This is a genomic window from Paenibacillus sp. JNUCC32, from assembly GCF_014863545.1.
Classification (GTDB): Bacteria; Bacillota; Bacilli; order Paenibacillales; family Paenibacillaceae; genus Paenibacillus_AQ; species Paenibacillus_AQ lautus_A.
Genome location: NZ_CP062260.1, coordinates 1111488 through 1130663 on the forward strand (window position 1 = coordinate 1111488; position 19176 = coordinate 1130663).

The following is a 19176-nucleotide window of genomic DNA, read 5'->3' on the forward strand; positions in this document are numbered from 1 at the left end:
GGCGGAGGGACACACAAAAACCAAACTTAGGAGGTGCGTGAAGATGGCAGTAATTTCCATGAAACAGCTTTTGGAAGCTGGCGTTCACTTCGGTCACCAGACTCGTCGCTGGAACCCGAAAATGGATAAATTTATCTTCACTGAAAGAAACGGTATCTACATTATCGACCTGCAAAAAACGGTCAAGAAAGTTGAAGAAGCATTCAACTTCGTAAAAAGCGTAGCTGGTGAGAACGGTACGATCCTGTTCGTCGGCACGAAAAAACAAGCTCAAGATTCCGTGAAGGAAGAAGCGGAGCGTTGCGGCATGTTCTACATCAACCAACGTTGGCTCGGCGGAACTCTGACTAACTTCGAAACGATCCAAAAGCGTATCAACCGCTTGAAGCAGCTTGAAACTTGGGAAGAAGACGGCACGTTCCAAGTATTGCCTAAGAAAGAAGTCATCCTTCTCCGCAAAGAGAAAGATCGTCTTGAGAAATTCCTGGGCGGTATCAAGAACATGAAGGGCCTTCCAAGCGCATTGTTCGTTATCGATCCTCGCAAAGAGCGCATCGCTGTTGCGGAAGCTCGCAAATTGGGTATCCCAATCGTTGGTATCGTTGATACGAACTGCGATCCGGATGAAATCGACTATGTAATTCCAGGTAACGATGACGCGATCCGCGCTGTCAAATTGTTGACTGGTAAAATGGCCGATGCCGTTGTTGAAGCTCACCAAGGCGAAGAAACAACAGCTTAATCGGGATTAAACGTATAAACCATGAATTAAATGAAAAGGGTGGTTGGTAGGTGTATAACCTCTCACTGCCCTTTTTTTAAGATGTCAGGCCGGATTGCGGTAGAAACATCAGGCTTCTGGCAGGGCAAGGGAAACAAATACTTAAGCGTACGGATTTCTTGGAGGGCACGTCGAAGGACGGCTGCTTCAGATCCGAACGCCAAACTTGATCATACCAATATGGAGGGAATTCTAATGGCAGTAACAGCTAGTGCGGTAAAAGAACTTCGCGAAAGAACAGGCGCGGGCATGCTCGATTGCAAAAAAGCGCTCGACGAAACAAACGGTGATATCGAAAAAGCGATCGCGGTGCTTCGCGAGAAAGGCTTGTCCGCAGCGGCTAACAAAGCTGGACGCGTTGCAACGGAAGGCGTTGTCGAGTCTTACATTCACGGTGGCGGACGCATCGGCGTTCTCGTGGAAATCAACTGTGAAACAGACTTCGTAGGCAAAACGGATCAATTTAAAGAGTTTGCTCGCGATATCGCAATGCATATTGCTGCTGCAAACCCTAAATACGTTCGTCGTGAAGAAGTACCTAGTGACGAGCTTGAGAAAGAAAAAGAAATTTTGAAAAACCAAGCCCTGAACGAAGGCAAGCCTGAAAAAATCGTTGAGAAAATGGTTGAAGGCCGCATCAACAAATACTATGAAGAGTATTGCCTGCTCGAGCAGCCTTTCATCAAGGATCCGGACAAAACGATCAGCACGCTGCTTAACGAAAAAATCAGCACAATCGGCGAGAACATCTCCATTCGTCGTTTTGCCCGTTTCGAATTGGGCGAAGGCTTGGAGAAAAAACAAGACAACTTCGTAGAAGAAGTTATGGCCCAGGTGAATAAATAAGCCGGATAGGCTAATATAAGTTATAGAAAAGAGTGGAACACACCTGTGTTCCTTCTTTTTTAAGAGATATAAAGGCATAAGAGAGATAAGATTGTTATAAATTCGGAGTAAAGGCTACCCTTATCTCACAAGAAAGAATGGACTTAGGTCTTGATTAGACGACCAGAAGTTTCTACTTGAGACGGATGTTTTTACCCGATTTTTATAAACCGTCAAGCAGTGCCGGTGTGTCTGTCTGTCGTTTTTCAAACGGGCGTCGTATACTTAAGGCGCCGTCTTAAAGTGGAGGGTTATCATTTGGAACAGCCTGTATATAAACGAGTGATATTGAAAGTCAGTGGGGAATCCCTTTCAGGGCAGAATGGATATGGTATTGATGCTGAGACGATCTCATCGATCGCTGAGCAGGTTCGCGAGGTTGTCGAGCTTGGTGTGGAGGTCGCGATCGTATGCGGCGGCGGCAACATTTGGCGCGGCATTGCCGGCAGCGCGAACGGAATTGACCGTGCGACAGCGGACTATATGGGAATGCTCGCAACGGTGATGAACTCTTTGGCCCTTCAGGATGCTTTGGAGCAGATCGATGTGCCGACCCGGGTGCAAACCTCGATCTCCATGCAGCAAATCGCCGAGCCGTATATTCGCCGCAGAGCCATTCGGCATTTGGAAAAGGGCCGTGTCGTTATTTTTGCGGCAGGAACAGGGAACCCATACTTCTCCACCGATACGACTGCAGCGCTTCGCGCCGCGGAAATCGAAGCAGAAGTGATTCTTATGGCGAAGAACAAGGTGGACGGAGTGTACTCCGCTGATCCATTTAAGGATGAAACTGCCGAGAAGTACGAGCAGCTGACGTATCTAGACGTATTGAACAAAAACCTTGGGGTAATGGACTCTACAGCTTCATCGTTATGTATGGACAACAACATCCCGCTCATCGTCTTCGCTATTACGGAGCAAGGTAATATCAAGCGCGTCGTTCTGGGCGAGAAAATCGGAACGATCGTTAAAGGGAGTGTAGACTAATGCCGCAATCGGTGAAAAAGAATGCAGAAGAACGCATGGAAAAAGCGATCCTGTCTTTGAAACGTGACTTGGCAACTCTGCGCGCAGGGCGGGCAGCGCCGGCGCTCCTCGACCGGATCACGGTGGAATACTACGGAGCGCAAACTCCGCTGAATCAGCTGGCTAACATCAGCACGCCGGATTCCAGAACGCTCATGATTCAGCCTTGGGACAAGTCGTCCTTGGCGGATATCGAGAAAGCGATCATGAAATCGGATATCGGATTGACACCGGCGAACGATGGTAATCAAATTCGTCTCGTCGTACCTGCATTGACGGAAGAACGCAGAACCGAACTGGTGAAAATGACGAAGAAATTCGGCGAGGAAGCGAAAGTGGCCATCCGCAACATTCGCCGTGATGCCAACGACGACATCAAAAAATTGGAGAAAACGGATATTTCCGAGGACGAGTCCCGGAGACATCAGGAAGATATCCAAAAAGCGACGGATAAATTTATCGCAGAAGTCGACAAAGTCCTCGTTGCTAAAGAAAAAGAGATTATGGAAGTATAAGAGACTTGTGGCCCCTCCTGTCAATGGTGGGGTTTGTCTCTTTTTTTGCAGAAAGATGCCTGGAGGAAATGGAATGATCAAACGGGTTCGATCGTGGTTGAATCAGGAGGACAGTCAGCAGACGCATCAGCTCTCTCCGGACAACATCCCGCATCATGTTGCCATCATCATGGATGGCAATGGGCGTTGGGCGAAACGGCGCGGCATGCCGCGGATCGTTGGCCATCAGAATGGCATGAAGGCTGTCAAAAGAGCCGCCATAGCCGCCGATGAGTTGGGAATCAAAATATTGACGATGTATGCTTTCTCTACGGAAAACTGGACGCGTCCGAAGGATGAGGTCGATTTTCTTATGAAGCTTCCGCAGGAGTTTCTGGCTATTGAGCTGGAAGAGCTGATCGAGAAAAATGTCCAGGTCCGCATGATGGGGCATCCGGAAGACCTTCCGTCCCATACCGTGTCTGCGATGGAAGAAGCTGTCGCGAAAACTGCCGGCAATGACGGGCTTGTGCTTAACTTTGCGCTCAATTACGGCAGCCGGAAAGAGATCACCGAAAGTGTCAAGGCGCTCGGACGGGAAGTGCGAGACGGAATTCTCCGTCCTGAGGACATTACAGAGGAACTGATTGGCCAGCGGCTCCTCACAGGCGAATTGCCGGATCCGGATTTACTGATCCGCACAAGCGGCGAGCTGCGGCTGAGCAATTTTATGTTGTGGCAGCTCGCGTACAGCGAGTTATGGTTTACGGATGCCTATTGGCCGGAGTTCACCAAAGACCATTTGGTGGAGGCCGTAGCCGATTATCAACAAAGAACTAGGCGCTACGGTGGACTGTCGTAGCCGATGGAGGATGGAACGTTTTGAAACAGCGATTGATTACCGGAATTATAGCGGGAGCGGTCTTTTTAGGATTATGTTTCATAGGCGGTCTGTGGTACCATCTTCTAATTCTGGCGATGGCGCTAGTCGGTTACTATGAGTTTGTGCGCATGACCCATACGGCACCGTTCGGGGGAACGGCATGGATCGGGTATGCGGGAGTGCTGCTGCTTGTATTTCCATGGGGTCCGCTTGATCTGAAACTTCCGATCCCATGGGAACATGTGCTTTGGCTCCTGCTGCTCTTATTTTTGCTGGCGACGGTGACCACGAAAAATACGATAGATATCAAGCGGATCTCTTTATTGTTTTTGGCATCGGTCTATATCGGCATCGGATTTTCCTTCATAGCCGAATCTCGGCATGCTCCGGACGGGCATGGCGTATTTTGGACTTTTTTGCTGCTGGCCTCGATCTGGGCAAGTGATGCGGGCGCGTATTTTGTCGGCCGCGCCATGGGGCGCCATAAATTATGGCCTTCCATAAGCCCGAACAAAACGGTGGAGGGTGCGCTCGGCGGTGTGATCATCGCCGTGTTCACGTCGCTGCTCTTTTCATTCTACTCAGATGGAATCCTGACGGCTGGACATGCGGTTCTGATTGGGCTTTCCTGCGCCGTTATCGGCCAGCTCGGCGACTTGGTGCAATCCGCCTATAAACGGGTGTATGACATCAAGGATTCGGGCAAGCTGCTGCCGGGACATGGAGGAATACTGGATCGATGCGACAGTTGGATCGTCGTATTTCCGTTTGTACATATATTGAGTCTCCTGCCTTACTGATGAAAGGAAAGATGAGCATGAAGAAGATCAGCGTACTCGGCTCCACGGGCTCCATTGGCACCCAAACCTTGGATGTGGTGAGGAAGCACCGGGAACAATTTCAGATTGAAGGCTTGGCTGCGGGGAGCAATAAGGAATTGCTGCTTCAGCAGGTTCAGGAGTTTTCTCCGCGAAAAGTGTCCGTTGCGACGAAAGAGCTTGCTGACAGTTTAAGGCATGATCTTCCTGCCGGAACCGAAGTGTTTCATGGCCATGAAGGCCTGATCGAGATTGCGGCAGCGACAGACGCGGAGCTGGTCGTTACTGCGGTCGTTGGAAGTTTGGGCCTTTCTTCTACGCTTGCGGCCATTAACGAGGGGAAGACGATCGGGCTTGCCAACAAGGAAACATTGGTTACCGCAGGTCACCTGGTTACCGCTCAAGCCGCTGCAAAAGGGGTAAAGCTCTTGCCGATCGACAGCGAGCATTCCGCCATATTCCAATGCTTGAACGGAGAACGGCATGAAGATATCGAACGGATTACGCTGACCGCTTCCGGCGGGTCGTTCCGGGATTACACCCGCGATCAGCTGGTCAGCGTTACGGTGGAGGATGCGCTCAAGCATCCAAACTGGTCCATGGGCGCCAAAATCACGATCGATTCCGCGACCATGGTCAATAAAGGGCTTGAGGTCATTGAAGCGCATTGGTTGTACGGCATACCGTACGACAATATTTCCGTGCTTCTCCACCCGGAAAGCATCATCCATTCTTTTGTGGAGTTCCGCGATTCCAGCATTATCGCGCAGCTCGGCAACCCGGACATGCGGGTCCCGATTCAATATGCGCTGACTTATCCCGAGCGGTGGTCTTCGCCTGCACCAAGGCTCTCCTTGGCAGAAGCAGGAAAGCTGCACTTCCGGGAAATGGACCTTGAGCGTTTTCCTTGTTTAAGGCTCGCTTATGAATGTGGTAAAATGGGTGGTACAGCGCCAACGGTATTCAATGCGGCCAATGAAATCGCGGTCGCCCGCTTTCTCCGCGGCGAAATCTCTTTTCTGCGAATCGAAGAGATTATCGAGGAAGTGCTGCATAGTCACCATAACGTGCCGGAACCGGCGCTGGAGACGATTGAAGAGAATGATCGGATTGCACGTGAAATAGCTTCCCGACTATAAGTTTTGAAGTGTTTTTGAAATCTCCCTTGAAAAAAAGCGGACAGCTTGTGATTCTCTTGTGGACGACAGGAGAATAATGATAATCTATAGGGACATACTGCGTTCTCAGAGGAAAAGGGGGATGTAAAGAATTGGAAATGGTTCGGGTCGTTTTTTTAACGGTGCTCATGTTTTTTGTGATCGTTACCGTGCACGAATGGGGTCACTATTATTTTGCCCGGCGTGCCGGAATCTTGGTACGCGAGTTCGCGATTGGATTTGGTCCTAAGCTGTTCTCATATAAACGCCATGAAACGCAGTTCACGCTTCGTCTTCTCCCGTTCGGCGGATATGCCCGCATGGCCGGGGAAGATCCGGAACTTGTCGAGATTCAGCCCGGTCAGACGATTGCGGTTCGAGTGAATGCAGAGAATCAAGTGAAAAAGATTTATCTGGATCAACTCGACAACCGTAAAAATGTCATTCGCGGCGAAGTCCAGTTTATCGACATGGTGGACCGTTTGTCGGTGAGGCTTGATGTGGATGGTGAATTTCAGCAGTACGAGATCCATCAGCAAGCATTAACGGTAGCTAAAGGTGTCGAGACGCAGATCGCACCGAGAGACCGCCAGTTCGGCAGCAAGACCGTCGGCCAAAGAGCGCTTGCGATATTTGCCGGCCCTGTCATGAACTTTATTTTGGCCTTCGTGCTGTTTGCCCTTCACATTCAGATGGCCGGTATACCGGTCGAGAATCCAACCTACGTACAGATAGGCGAGATTACGAAAGGCATGCCAGCAGACGAAGCCAATCTGAAAGAGGGCGACATCATCGAGAGCATCAACGGAACGGCGATTGGGGCCGATTATCAGAAGATGATCGAATTGATTGCGGCCTCCAAGGACAAGCCGATGGAATGGACCGTACGTCGAGGAGAGGAATCTTTCGATTTGACGTTGACGCCTCGGACCATGGAGGGCCAGGAAGGCGGCAAGGTCGGGATCGTTCCTGAGCTTCCTACCCGATCCGCAGGGCTTGGAGAGACGATTACCGGCTCCGGGACGGCGATGGTTGACACCACCAATATTATTTTCCAGGGCTTCAGACAGTTGATTCAGAAGTTTTCCATGGATGATTTAGGCGGTCCTGTGCGCACCTTTGAGGTCACGGGTCAAATCGCCAAACAGGGTATCGAACAGCTGACCTATTGGGCGGCCATTCTAAGCTTGTACCTGGGCATATTCAACCTGCTGCCGATTCCGGCGCTGGATGGAAGCCGGCTCGTATTCTTGGGGATCGAGGCATTACGGGGCAAGCCGGTTGACCCGAACAGGGAAGGCATGGTTCACTTCATCGGGTTTGCGATGCTGTTCCTGTTAATGATTGCCGTCACCTATAACGATATTTTGCGTTTGATCAACGGATAGACCTTAAGGTACGGCTCGGTGCGCCAGCCGCGACGAAAGCCGTACCTTTTTCTATTGTTAGCAGAGTTTCACGCATAACGATATCCAGCATGGAGTTCTATAACACAGGGCGGGTTTTATAGCCGCGGCCCGTTCACACATATCGCCAATAACGTCCAGTCAAGCCGCCTGAATGAACGGCTTAGACCACGCGTTTTATTAATGGGAGGAACACGATTTATATGTCTAAGGAATCGAAGGATAAACAATTCGTGACGGAGATCACGCCGCAAGGAGAAGATTTCTCGCGCTGGTACATCGATGTCATCAAAAAAGCGGACTTGATGGATTATTCCCCAGTCCGGGGCTGCATCGTCTTTAAACCGGACGGTTATGAAATTTGGGAGCATATCCAGGCGGAGCTGGATCGGCGCTTTAAGGCAACGGGACATCGGAACGCTTATTTCCCGTTGTTCATTCCGGAGAGCTTTTTCCAGAAAGAGAAGGAGCATGTGGAAGGTTTCAATCCAGAGCTGCCTTGGGTGACCGAAGCGGCGGGCGAGAAGCTTGAAGAGCGTCTGGCTATTCGTCCGACTTCCGAAACGATGTTCGGGCACATGTATTCCAAATGGATTCAATCCTATCGTGATCTTCCTGTGCTGATCAATCAGTGGGCCAACGTGGTGCGCTGGGAGAAACGCACGCTGCCGTTCCTCCGCACCAGCGAGTTTTTATGGCAAGAGGGGCATACCGCTCATGAAACGGAAGCGGAAGCAAGAGGGGAAACCATGCAAATGCTCGATATCTATCAGCAATTCGTAGAGGACTATCTCGCGATTCCGGTGATCAAGGGGCAGAAGACGCCTTCGGAGAAATTCGCGGGTGCCGTGGACACGTTCTCCATCGAAGCGATGATGAAAGACGGTCGGGCTGTACAAGCAGGCACATCACACTACATGGGTACCAATTTCTCGCAAGCTTTCGATATTCAATATTTGAACCGTGAAAATACGCTGGAATACGCACATACGACTTCCTGGGGAGTCAGCACGCGTCTTATCGGCTCCTTGATCATGGTCCATGGGGACGACCGGGGCTTGGTGCTTCCTCCAAAAGTTGCGCCGACTCAAGTAATCATGATTCCAATCGGGCCTCCGAAGACGAGAGACGCCGTCGTGGGCCGTACGGACGAGCTGTTCCGTGAACTGAAATCCGCCGGGATCCGCGTACGGGTGGACGACAATCCGGATGTGCGTCCAGGCTGGAAATTCAATGAGTACGAAATGCGCGGCGTTCCGGTTCGTCTGGAGATCGGGCCTCGTGATATGGAGAATGGCGTCTGCGTGCTCGTTTCCCGCATTACGGGCGAGAAGAAGGTTGTGGAGCAGGCCAACCTGATCCAGGAAGTGCAGAGCATGCTGGAGCAGGTGCATCAGGAAATGTTCGATCGTGCAAAGCAGTTCCGCGAGGATCATTTCTATTCCGTGGAGACGCTGGATGAAATGAAGGACAGCATGGAGGACAAGCGCGGGTTTACTTTGGCAGGATGGTGCGGTTCGGAAGCTTGCGAAGACACCGTGAAGCAAGAAACCGGCGCGACGAGCAGAAACATTCCGTTTGAACCGGCCGAGAACAAAACGAAGTGTCTCGTATGCGGCGAGGATGCGAAGCATACGGTGCTGTTCGCGAGAGCGTACTAGGAATTCGATATTATGAGTTTCCGACTTGCATGACGAAGGGCAATTTTTCGTCCGCGTCGGGGATTCATCATCTGGAGTAAGCTTCCGGATGGCAGTATGACGGACGCTCTCTTTCTCGGGGCAGGACGATGGAGTGCTGCCGGCGGAAGCTTTATTCTGTTTTTTATCCGCTAAACGCGGTCTGTCTTCTGTGGATGTAGGTCGATAGAAGTTTTTCTTACAGCTTTATGTTATGCAGGGGGAGGGAACCATGGGCACGACTGAAGATAAAAGGAAGCGATTTGAACTGCTGATCAAGCAGGGAGAAGTTCCGGCCAATCTGGTGGAACCCTATTTTTTAGACGGTGTGATTGAACAAGTAGAGACCAGCAGGAACAGCAAGGACTGGAGGATAACCGTTCAGAAGGAGACCTTGGTCCCGGCCGAAGTTTATCGCACATTTTGCCTGAGGATTCAGGAGAAGATGGGACATATCGCTAAGATCAAATTTGTGTTCCGGTATGGAAGCGGCGTTCCGGAGGCCGATATCGTGCAGGAGTATTGGGGCTTGTTTCTGGAGTGGGCACACCGGGAGATTCCATCGGTCAATGGCTGGATGACTAGGGCGAAACACGAGGTGGAAGACGGGCAGGTCCTTCTCTCCATGTCGGATGGCATGTCGCTTGAACTTGCCCGCAAGAAACAGATCGATACCGCCATAACCCGATTCTTCGGGCAGTACTTCGATCTGACACTTCGTGTGAAGATGCAGGTCGGCGATAACGGCCAGGCCGCTTACGAGGAGTTCGAGCAGAGGAAGCGCGAGGAAGAGCGCGAGGTTATCGAACAGATCATGAGCAGCATGGAAGCGGAGCTGGATGCCGAGGACGAGGAAGAAGGCGAGATTCGGCTGCAGGTCGGATATGATATCAAGGATCAGCCGGTTTCGATCCAGGAGATCCAGGACGAAGAGAAGAAAATTACGATCCAGGGTACCATTTTCGGGTTGGACCGCAAGGAGCTCCGAAACGGCAGCACGCTGTTTACCTTCAACTTAACCGATTTCAGCGATTCCTTGCAGATGAAGATGTTTGGCAAAACGAAGGATGACTTGAAGGTCCTGAGCCTTCTTGAGAACGGCAAATGGGTGAAGGCACGCGGACGCGTGGAATATGACCGGTTTATGCAGGTGCCGGAGCTGGTCATGATCCCGTCCGACCTCAATGAAGTCAAGGCGCCCCCTTCCCGCAAGGATAACGCTGCCGAGAAGCGGGTGGAATTCCATCTCCATACCACTATGAGCACGATGGATGCGGTCACGCCGATCGACCGGTACATCAAAACCGCGGCCGCCTGGGGACATAAAGCGATTGCCGTAAGTGATCACGGCGGCGTGCAGTGTTATCCTGACGCAGCCAAGAACGCCAAGAAACATGGAGTCAAAATGATGTACGGCATCGAGGCCAATGTCGTGAATGATGCCGTCAACATCGTGGAACAGGCACAGCCGATTGAGCTGAGCAGCGCGACTTACGTGGTATTCGATATTGAAACCACGGGTTTGTCCATCACCGCGAACAAGATCATCGAGCTTGCAGCCGTGAAGATGCACGAAGGCAAGGAGATTGGCAGGTACGCCACGTTTGTTAATCCGCACGAGCGAATTCCGTATCATATCCAGCAATTGACGAACATCAATGACGATATGGTCAAGGATGCTCCTGAACTGGAGCCGGTACTGAAGGAATTTGTTGAATTCGTCGGCGATGGCGTGCTCGTGGCTCACAACGCGCGGTTTGACATGGGGTTCATTCAGGCAGCACTCAAGAATGCAGGCATGGACACGCTGGAGAATCCGTATTTGGATACTTTGGAGCTGGCCCGACTGGTGCATCCGGGACTTAAGAATCACCGCCTTAACACATTGGCGGATAAGTACAAGGTGCTGCTGGAAAGCCATCACCGCGCGATCGACGATACAATTGCGCTGGCGGGAATCCTGAACGGGCTCCTCAGCGACGTAGACAAAACCAAAGGCGTGAAGATGCTGGACCGTCTTAATGATTACGTGGGCATGGACCTGTCCAATACCCGTCCGTTCCATTGCGGGATTTACGCTTTGAACATGACGGGCAAGAAGAATCTGTACAAACTGGTCTCCATGTCGCATACCGAATATTTCAAGCGGGTGCCCTGCATCCCGAAATCCAAGCTCCAAGAGATGCGGGACGGACTCCTGGTGCTGTCCGGCTGCGAAAAAGGGGAGTTCTTCGAAACGGTGCTGAACAAGACGGAGGAGGAAGCCGAAGAGATTGCAGGCTTTTACGACGTTTTGGAAATCCAGCCGTTGACGATGTATATGCATTTGGTGGACAAAGGCCTGGTAGGCAGCCCCGAAGAGATCAAAACCGCGATTTCCAAAGTCGTGCGCATCGGCGAAAAGCTGAACAAACCGGTCATCGCTACAGGGAATGTGCACTATCTGGAACCGCGGGACAAGCTGTTCCGGGACATCACCATCCATGGCATTACCGGCTTCAGCCCGCTCAAGGATATGCGCAAGCCAGACGCGCATTTTCGGACGACGGAAGAGATGCTGCAAGAGTTCGAGTTTTTGGGTCAGGACAAATGCTATGAAGTCGTGGTGACGAACACAAGCGAATTGGCCGACCGTTTTGAAGATTTGGAACTGTTCCCGGATAAGCTGTTTACGCCGATCCTGGAGGGAGCCGACGAAGAAATTCGCAACACCTGCTACGACACGGCCAAGTCGATCTATGGGGAGAACCTGCCCGAGGTCGTTGTGGCCCGGTTGGAGAAAGAGCTGGAGCCGATTATTAGATACGGCTTCTCCGCGAACTATCTGATTTCCGAGAAGCTGGTGAAAAAATCGAATCGGGACGGCTATTTGGTTGGTTCCCGGGGTTCCGTTGGCTCCTCCGTCGTTGCGACGTTCCTCGGCATATCCGAGGTTAACCCGCTGCCAGCACATTACATTTGCTTGAACAGCGACTGCAAGCACAGCGAATGGTTCCTGGACGGCAGCGTGCCGAGCGGATTCGACTTGCCGGACAAGGCTTGTCCGGAATGCGGAAACATGATGAAGGGCGAAGGACAGGATATCCCGTTCGAAACCTTCCTGGGCTTCAAAGGGGATAAGGTTCCCGATATCGATTTGAACTTCTCCGGCGAATATCAACCGCATGCCCATAATTTCACCAAGGAGATGTTCGGCGAGAAGAACGTATTCCGTGCCGGTACCATCGGCACCGTGGCGGAGAAGACGGCGTTCGGCTTTGCCAAGAAATACGAGGAGCACAACAACAAGCGCTGGCGCGGCGCGGAATTAAACCGGCTGGCGTCAGGCTGTACCGGCGTCAAGCGAAGCACAGGCCAGCATCCCGGCGGTATTGTCGTTGTGCCGGACTACATCGAGGTTGAAGAGATAACGCCTGTGCAGTACCCTGCCGATGATGTCAACGCGGAGTGGAAAACGACGCATTTCGATTACCATGCCTTTGAAGCGAATTTGCTCAAGCTGGATATTCTCGGACACGATGATCCGACGATGATGAGAATGCTCCAGGATTTGACCGGAGTGGACCCAACGACCATCCCGATGAACGATCCGAAAGTGATGAGCATGTTCAATTCAACGGAGGCGCTGGGCGTGAAGCCGGAGCAAATACGCTCGCCGGTGGCCACCTTCGGCGTGCCGGAGATGGGGACCAAGTTCGTGCGCCAGATGCTGGTGGAGTCGCAGCCGTCGAGTTTTGCTGACCTTTTGCAAATCTCGGGACTTTCACACGGAACCGGCGTATGGCTCGGCAACGCACAAGAGCTCATCAAGAATGGAACCTGCAACATCAAAACCGTTATCGGTTGCCGCGATGACATCATGCTGTTCCTGATTTACAAGGCCGGCATGGACGCGAGCCTCGCGTTTAAGATTACGGAAAGCGTGCGTAAAGGCCGGGGGTTGTCCCAGGAATGGATCGACGAGATGAAGAAATGCAAAGTGCCGCAGTGGTACATTGATTCCTGTCTCAAAATCCAGTACATGTTCCCGAAAGCCCACGCCGCCGCATATGTTATTTCAGCGGTGCGAACGGCTTACTTCAAGCTGTATTATCCGATTGAATATTACGCAACCTACTTCTCGGTCCGCGCCGAGGATTTTGATATCGAATTATGCTGTCAGGGCTATGAGGCGATCTATCGCCGGATTGAAGAGATCGAGCAGCTCGGCTTCGGGGCGAGCCCGAAGGAAAAAGGCATGCTGCCGATTCTGGAGATGGCGCTGGAAATGACGGCAAGGGGCTTCTCATTCAAGAACATCGATTTGTATCAATCCGACGCCTTGAAATTCAAGGTGGATGGAGACTCGCTCATTCCGCCGTTCTCGGCGCTTGCGGGAATCGGCGATAACGCTGCCCGCAATATTGCCGCCGCGCGTGAATTCGGAGAATTCCTCTCCATCGAGGATTTCCAGCAAAAATCGAAGGCAAGCAAAACCGCCGTGGAGCTGTTGACCCAAATGGGATGCTTCCGCGGTCTGCCGGAGAGCAACCAGTTGTCATTGTTCTGATTCTTGTCATTCTTTCATGGCCGTGACGCCTTGACAGTCAAGGAGTCATACTTGTCACTATTACCAGACTATGTTATAATTTTTTTGGTAATCATGGAGATAAAACCGTTGTGTAAAGAGTGGGGCAACCCACTCTTTACTCTTTGGTATATAGGAAATCAACTTGGAGGTTATGTTCTTTGAGCACATCAAAGATTAAAACGACTGTGGAAGAAATGGTGCAGCCGTATTTGGACGAACACGGCTTTGAACTGGTAGATGTGGAATACGTTAAGGAAGGAAGCAACTGGTTCTTGCGCGTGTTTGTTGATAAGGACGGCGGCATTGACATTGACGATTGCGGTTTAATCAGTGAACACCTGAGCCAGAAGCTGGACGAGAACGATCCGATTCCGACGGCTTATTTTCTTGAAGTCTCTTCTCCTGGCGCGGAACGTCCCCTGAAGAAAAAAGAGGATGTTGCGAAGTCGGTCGGCAAGAACGTGTTTGTTACGGTATACGAGCCGATTAACGGGTTGAAGGAGTTTGAAGGCAAGCTGGAATCCTTTGATAACGAGGAGCTGGTCATTCAGACCGCGAAGAAGCAGCACGTGATTCCATATGCAAAAGTAGCCAGTGCCAGATTGGCCATCATTTTTTAAACGGAAGTTTTGAAAGGGGGAACCGATTTTCAATGAGTATGGATTTTATTGAAGCGATGAATGAGTTGGAAAGAGAGAAGGGCATCAGCAAGGATGTGCTGTTTGAAGCCATTGAAGCGGCACTGATCTCAAGTTACAAGCGCAATTTCAACACCGCGCAAAATGTACGGGTAGACATGAATCGCAACACGGGTGTTATCAAGGTGTTCGCACGGAAGCTGATCGTGGACGAGGTTCTGGATCCGCGCACTGAAATTTCGCTGCATGCCGCACGTGAGATCAATCCGCATTTTCAGATCGAAGATATAGCGGAAATCGAGGTTACGCCGCGTGATTTCGGACGGATCGCCGCTCAAACGGCAAAGCAGGTTGTTACCCAGCGCATTAGAGAAGCCGAACGCGGCCTGATCTACAGCGCTTTTATTGACAAGGAAGACGATATCGTTACGGGTACGCTGCAGCGTCAGGATTTGCGCAACATCTATATCGACCTTGGCAAGATCGAAGCGGCGCTGCCGCTTACCGAGCTTATGCCCAACGAGAAGTTCAAGCATGGCGACCGGATCAAAGCGTACATTACGAAGGTTGAGAACACAACCAAAGGGCCGCAGATTATGCTGTCCCGTACGCATCCGGGCCTTTTGAAGCGCCTGTTCGAGCTGGAAGTGCCGGAAATTTTCGACGGCGTCGTGGAAATTCGCTCGGTTGCGCGCGAAGCGGGATTCCGCTCCAAAATTGCGGTGTATTCCCGCAACGATGAAGTCGATCCGGTCGGCTCTTGCGTAGGGCCTAAGGGATTGCGCGTACAAACGATTGTCAATGAGCTTCGCGGCGAAAAAATCGACATCGTGCGTTATTCCGACCAGGTCGAAGAATACGTGGCCAATGCGCTGAGCCCATCCAAAGTGCTTGAAGTCCAAGTATTTGAAGATGAGAAGATGGCGCGCGTAATCGTTCCGGATTACCAACTCTCGCTGGCGATAGGGATCAAAGGCCAGAATGCTCGTCTCGCGGCGAAGCTGACCGGCTGGAAGATTGATATTAAGAGCGAAAGTCAGGCGGAGCAGGAATTTGGCAGACCGAAGTCCCAATCAGGTGAAATGCACCAGGATTCCGTCTCTGTCGATTAATTCCAAATGACGGGGGGTTGTCGTCTTGAAACAGAGAAAGATACCGCTGCGTAAATGTGTGGCGTGTCAGGAAATGATGCCGAAGAAAGAGCTCATCCGGATTGTCAGGACTCCCGATGACGCTGTCCTGATCGATCTCACCGGCAAAAAGTCGGGACGGGGAGCGTATCTATGCGGCAAGGTTTCCTGCTTCAAGCTGGCACACAAAAATAAAGCACTGGATCGAGCGTTGAAACAACATGTGAAGCCTGAGATCTACGAACAGTTGGCACAGGATTTCATCAAGGTTGAGGATGAATTCCTGGCTGCAAAAGAGAGTGCTGCCGATGATGAATAGGGCGCTTTCTCAGCTCGGCCTGGCCATGAGGGCAGGCAAGGTGGTTACCGGAGATGAGATCGTGCTCAAAGCCATCCGGTCTTCTGAAGCAAAATTGGTTATTCTGGCGGGTGACGCCTCAGATAATACAACAAAGAAGTTCCGCGACAAATGCGGTTCTTACAATATCCCTCTGGTAATCGGATTTGACCGGGAAAGTCTGGGCACAAGTGTAGGTAAACCCGAGCGGGTTGTGCTGGCAGTTACGGATCAAGGATTCGCAGAAATGATCTCCAAGAAAATGGAGACAATGTCGGAGGTGGAGTATATTGAGTAAACAGGAAAACAAAGACAATAAACTTCGAGTGTACGAATATGCTAAATCGTTGAACATGAGCAGTAAAGAAATTATCACGATCCTTAAGCGTTTGAACGTTCCGGTCAATAACCACATGAGCGTAATGGAAAACGATACGGTGTCGAAGGTAGAGCAGTTCTTCAAAGATATCAAATCGAATGCGGCAGCCAAGCGGGACAGTGGCGACGCTCCTCGAACCGAGAACCGCAAACCTTCGGGTTCCGGAGCGAATGCAGCCGCATCCGTATCCAATGCTAAAACAGAAGGCACTTCCACTAACGTGAGTGCAGACGGCAACCGTAATGGGCAGGACGGTATGCGTCATTCAGGACAACGAGTATCAGGACAACAAGGTCAAAGCCAGCCCAAAAAACAACAGGAAAAGCAGGTAGGTATGAATAGTAGAACGAATTCAAACACACAACATGCTTCAGGTTCCCAGCGTCCCCAAGGAGGGCAGGATACCCGAAGAAACCAATCTGGCTCCGCACAAGGAAGCCAGCAGAATAATCGCAGCCAAGGCTCCAGACCGAGCGGCAGCAGCACGCAGACCGGATCCCGTCCACAAGGCGGAGGTCAAGGCGGCGGGCGTCCGCAAGGCAATAATCAGGGCGGATCGCGTCCGCAAGGCAATAATCAAGGAGGATCGCGTCCGCAGGGCGGCAACAACCAAGGCGGAGCGCGTCCTCAGAGCAAGCCGGGTGGAACCGGAGGCGGATTCTCAGGATCCAATAACAGCAACGGCCAGAACCGCGGTTCCAGAAACAACAATAACAATCGTTCAGACTCCAAGCGTTTTGATGACAACCGTCAGGGAGGATTCCGTGGAAACAATCGCGGTGGCAAGAACAACCGCGGCCGGAATCAACATAATCAGCAGCCGCCTCGTGAGAAAATCGACAACACGCCGAAGAAAATTATCGTCCGTGGCAACATGACCGTCGGTGAAACGGCGAAGCTGCTTCATAAGGACGCTTCCGAAGTCATCAAGAAGCTGATTTTCCTCGGCGTGATGGCCACCATCAACCAGGAGCTGGATATCGATACGATTCTATTGCTCGCTGGCGAATTCGGTGTAGAAGTCGAAGTGAAAATTCCGGTAGAGGAAGATCGTTTTGAGACCGTTGAAGAAAACGATGCTCCGGAAGAACTGAAAGAGCGTCCACCGGTCGTTACGATTATGGGTCACGTTGACCACGGTAAAACGACGCTGCTGGATGCGATCCGTTCCACGAACGTATCTAGTGGCGAAGCTGGCGGAATTACGCAGCATATCGGTGCTTACCAAGTCGAGATCAATAATAAGAAGATTACGTTCCTGGATACACCGGGTCACGAAGCGTTTACGGCCATGCGTGCCCGCGGTGCGCAAGTAACGGATATGACGATCATCGTGGTTGCGGCCGACGACGGCGTGATGCCACAGACGGTCGAAGCGATTAACCATGCTAAAGCGGCAGGTTTGCCGATCATCGTTGCCGTGAACAAAATCGATAAGCCGGACGCTAACCCGGATAAAGTCAAACAAGAATTGACGGAATATGAGTTAGTGCCTGAAGAGTGGGGCGGAGATACCATCTTCGTTAACGTTTCGGCGAAACAGCGGATGGGTCTGGAAGACTTGCTTGAAATGATCCTTCTGGTAGCAGAAGTGAACGAATATAAAGCAAACCCTGATAAACGCGCGCGCGGTACCGTGATTGAAGCTGAGCTTGATAAAGGCAGAGGACCGGTAGCCCGCATCCTCGTTCAGCATGGTACGTTGAAAGTGGGCGACGCCTTCGTAGCCGGCAACTGCTTTGGACGTATTCGCGCCATGGTGAACGATAAAGGCCGTCGTTTAAAAGAAGCCGGACCATCTACGCCGGTCGAAATTACCGGTTTGACTGAAGTTCCGGGCGCCGGCGATCCGTTCATGGTGTTCGAGGATGAGCGTAAAGCGCGTAATATCGCGGATAAGCGTGCGATTACCCATCGTCAGTCCGAATTGAACACGAATACGCGGGTGACGCTGGATGATCTCTTCCAGCACATTAAAGACGGCGAAATCAAGGATCTTAACGTGATTATCAAAGGTGACGTGCAAGGTTCCGTCGAGGCCCTGAAAGGTTCCTTGAACAAAATCGAAGTGGAAGGCGTGCGCGTCAAGATTATCCATAGCGGTGCCGGTGCCATCACCGAATCCGATATTATTTTGGCAGCTGCCTCTAACGCGATCGTAATCGGGTTTAACGTTCGTCCTGACGTTCAAGCGAAGCAAACCGCCGAGCAGGAGAAGGTTGATATCCGTCTGCACCGTGTAATATATAATGTAATCGAGGAAATTGAGCAAGCTATGAAGGGGATGCTCGATCCGGAGTATAAAGAATCCGTGATCGGTCATGCGGAAGTCCGCAACACCTTTAAAGTGAGCAAAGTGGGTACGATTGCAGGATGTATGGTGACATCCGGTAAAATTACGCGTAACGCAGAAGCTCGCTTGATCCGTGACGGCATTGTCGTTCATGAAGGCAAGATCGATTCCCTCAAGCGCTTTAAAGATGACGCTAAAGAAGTGGCACAGGGTTACGAGTGCGGTATTACCTTGGTAGGCTATAGCGACGTCAAAGAAGGGGACGTAATCGAAGCCTTCATCATGGAGACGGTAGAGCGCTAACGAATGAGGTGATCAGACCATGGCAAAAATCAGAACTGGGCGCGTAGGCGAGCAGATTAAAAAAGAGCTCAGCCAACTGATCCAAACGGAATTGAAAGACCCGAGAATCGGTTTTATTACCGTGACCGGCGTGGATGTAACTAACGATCTGTCCCAAGCGAAGGTATACCTGAGCGTGCTCGGGGACGACGAGCAGAAGGCGGCTTCCTTGAAAGGGCTGGAGAAGGCAAGCGGCTTCCTCCGATCCGAACTGGGCAAGCGGATTCGCCTCCGGCATGTTCCGGAGCTGATCTTCAAATTCGACGAATCCATTGCTTATGGCAGCCATATTGAGAAGCTGCTGACTGAAATCGTGGATCGCGAAGAGAAATAGAGTAGTTTTTGTTTATAAAGGAGA

The 19176-nt window shown here is 51.4% G+C and carries 16 protein-coding genes; all 16 read left to right on the forward strand.

Going from position 1 to position 19176, the window contains the following annotated elements:
- Positions 1–43 precede the first annotated feature (43 nt).
- The 16 genes from rpsB (at position 44) to rbfA (ending at position 19152) form a co-directional block, all read left to right on the forward strand.
- The gene (gene rpsB / locus JNUCC32_RS05120) at positions 44–742 is read left to right on the forward strand and encodes a 30S ribosomal protein S2 (protein ID WP_009594753.1); all 699 of its coding nucleotides are present in this window, start codon (positions 44–46) and stop codon (positions 740–742) included.
- 234 nt (positions 743–976) lie between these two features.
- Positions 977–1627 carry a translation elongation factor Ts gene (tsf, locus tag JNUCC32_RS05125; RefSeq protein WP_009594741.1) on the forward strand — a complete coding sequence of 217 codons (651 nt, stop codon included), beginning with the start codon at positions 977–979 and terminating at the stop codon, positions 1625–1627.
- A 297-nt stretch (positions 1628–1924) separates the two neighbouring features.
- Positions 1925–2653, forward strand: a complete 729-nt coding sequence (gene pyrH, locus JNUCC32_RS05130; RefSeq protein ID WP_006211297.1) for a UMP kinase — start codon at positions 1925–1927, stop codon at positions 2651–2653.
- Positions 2653–3207: a ribosome recycling factor gene (frr, locus tag JNUCC32_RS05135; RefSeq protein ID WP_009594750.1), complete on the forward strand. Its 555-nt coding sequence runs from the start codon at positions 2653–2655 to the stop codon at positions 3205–3207. The genes pyrH and frr overlap by 1 nt, the downstream gene beginning before the upstream one ends.
- A gap of 73 nt (positions 3208–3280) precedes the next feature.
- Positions 3281–4048, forward strand: a complete 768-nt coding sequence (locus JNUCC32_RS05140) for an undecaprenyl pyrophosphate synthase (protein ID WP_009594721.1) — start codon at positions 3281–3283, stop codon at positions 4046–4048.
- Positions 4049–4068: 20 nt separating this feature from the next.
- Positions 4069–4869 (forward strand): phosphatidate cytidylyltransferase, encoded by an 801-nt coding sequence (locus JNUCC32_RS05145; protein WP_015736308.1) that lies wholly within the window; start codon positions 4069–4071, stop codon positions 4867–4869.
- A gap of 17 nt (positions 4870–4886) precedes the next feature.
- On the forward strand, positions 4887–6026 hold the full coding sequence (locus tag JNUCC32_RS05150) for a 1-deoxy-D-xylulose-5-phosphate reductoisomerase (protein ID WP_192571284.1): 1140 nt from the start codon (positions 4887–4889) through the stop codon (positions 6024–6026).
- A gap of 137 nt (positions 6027–6163) precedes the next feature.
- Entirely contained in the window at positions 6164–7432 is a 1269-nt protein-coding gene (gene rseP / locus JNUCC32_RS05155) for an RIP metalloprotease RseP (RefSeq protein WP_430623461.1), read from the forward strand.
- A gap of 221 nt (positions 7433–7653) precedes the next feature.
- Positions 7654–9111 (forward strand): proline--tRNA ligase, encoded by a 1458-nt coding sequence (gene proS, locus JNUCC32_RS05160; RefSeq protein ID WP_009594764.1) that lies wholly within the window; start codon positions 7654–7656, stop codon positions 9109–9111.
- Positions 9112–9361: 250 nt separating this feature from the next.
- Positions 9362–13678 carry a PolC-type DNA polymerase III gene (locus JNUCC32_RS05165; RefSeq protein ID WP_192571286.1) on the forward strand — a complete coding sequence of 1439 codons (4317 nt, stop codon included), beginning with the start codon at positions 9362–9364 and terminating at the stop codon, positions 13676–13678.
- A gap of 179 nt (positions 13679–13857) precedes the next feature.
- On the forward strand, positions 13858–14319 hold the full coding sequence (rimP, locus tag JNUCC32_RS05170; protein WP_009594781.1) for a ribosome maturation factor RimP: 462 nt from the start codon (positions 13858–13860) through the stop codon (positions 14317–14319).
- Positions 14320–14351: 32 nt separating this feature from the next.
- Complete coding sequence (gene nusA / locus JNUCC32_RS05175; protein WP_009594773.1) at positions 14352–15449, forward strand: transcription termination factor NusA; 1098 nt, start codon at positions 14352–14354, stop codon at positions 15447–15449.
- A 25-nt stretch (positions 15450–15474) separates the two neighbouring features.
- A complete protein-coding gene (gene rnpM / locus JNUCC32_RS05180; protein ID WP_009594698.1) occupies positions 15475–15786 on the forward strand; it encodes an RNase P modulator RnpM in 312 nt (103 codons plus the stop codon).
- The gene (locus JNUCC32_RS05185) at positions 15779–16102 is read left to right on the forward strand and encodes a YlxQ family RNA-binding protein (protein ID WP_175320809.1); all 324 of its coding nucleotides are present in this window, start codon (positions 15779–15781) and stop codon (positions 16100–16102) included. Before rnpM ends, JNUCC32_RS05185 begins: the two co-directional genes overlap by 8 nt.
- The gene (infB, locus tag JNUCC32_RS05190) at positions 16095–18779 is read left to right on the forward strand and encodes a translation initiation factor IF-2 (RefSeq protein WP_192571287.1); all 2685 of its coding nucleotides are present in this window, start codon (positions 16095–16097) and stop codon (positions 18777–18779) included. Before JNUCC32_RS05185 ends, infB begins: the two co-directional genes overlap by 8 nt.
- 19 nt (positions 18780–18798) lie before the next feature.
- On the forward strand, positions 18799–19152 hold the full coding sequence (gene rbfA / locus JNUCC32_RS05195; protein ID WP_090908225.1) for a 30S ribosome-binding factor RbfA: 354 nt from the start codon (positions 18799–18801) through the stop codon (positions 19150–19152).
- The last annotated feature ends 24 nt before the right edge of the window (positions 19153–19176 follow it).

Coding starts and splice junctions, on each gene's coding strand:
- JNUCC32_RS05140 (WP_009594721.1), top strand. CDS start 3,281: ATGATCAAACGGGTTCGATCGTGGTTGAATCAGGAGGACAGTCAGCAG.
- proS (WP_009594764.1), top strand. CDS start 7,654: ATGTCTAAGGAATCGAAGGATAAACAATTCGTGACGGAGATCACGCCG.
- rpsB (WP_009594753.1), top strand. CDS start 44: ATGGCAGTAATTTCCATGAAACAGCTTTTGGAAGCTGGCGTTCACTTC.
- JNUCC32_RS05150 (WP_192571284.1), top strand. CDS start 4,887: ATGAAGAAGATCAGCGTACTCGGCTCCACGGGCTCCATTGGCACCCAA.
- tsf (WP_009594741.1), top strand. CDS start 977: ATGGCAGTAACAGCTAGTGCGGTAAAAGAACTTCGCGAAAGAACAGGC.
- JNUCC32_RS05185 (WP_175320809.1), top strand. CDS start 15,779: ATGAATAGGGCGCTTTCTCAGCTCGGCCTGGCCATGAGGGCAGGCAAG.
- JNUCC32_RS05165 (WP_192571286.1), top strand. CDS start 9,362: ATGGGCACGACTGAAGATAAAAGGAAGCGATTTGAACTGCTGATCAAG.
- rseP (WP_430623461.1), top strand. CDS start 6,164: ATGGTTCGGGTCGTTTTTTTAACGGTGCTCATGTTTTTTGTGATCGTT.
- frr (WP_009594750.1), top strand. CDS start 2,653: ATGCCGCAATCGGTGAAAAAGAATGCAGAAGAACGCATGGAAAAAGCG.
- nusA (WP_009594773.1), top strand. CDS start 14,352: ATGAGTATGGATTTTATTGAAGCGATGAATGAGTTGGAAAGAGAGAAG.
- rbfA (WP_090908225.1), top strand. CDS start 18,799: ATGGCAAAAATCAGAACTGGGCGCGTAGGCGAGCAGATTAAAAAAGAG.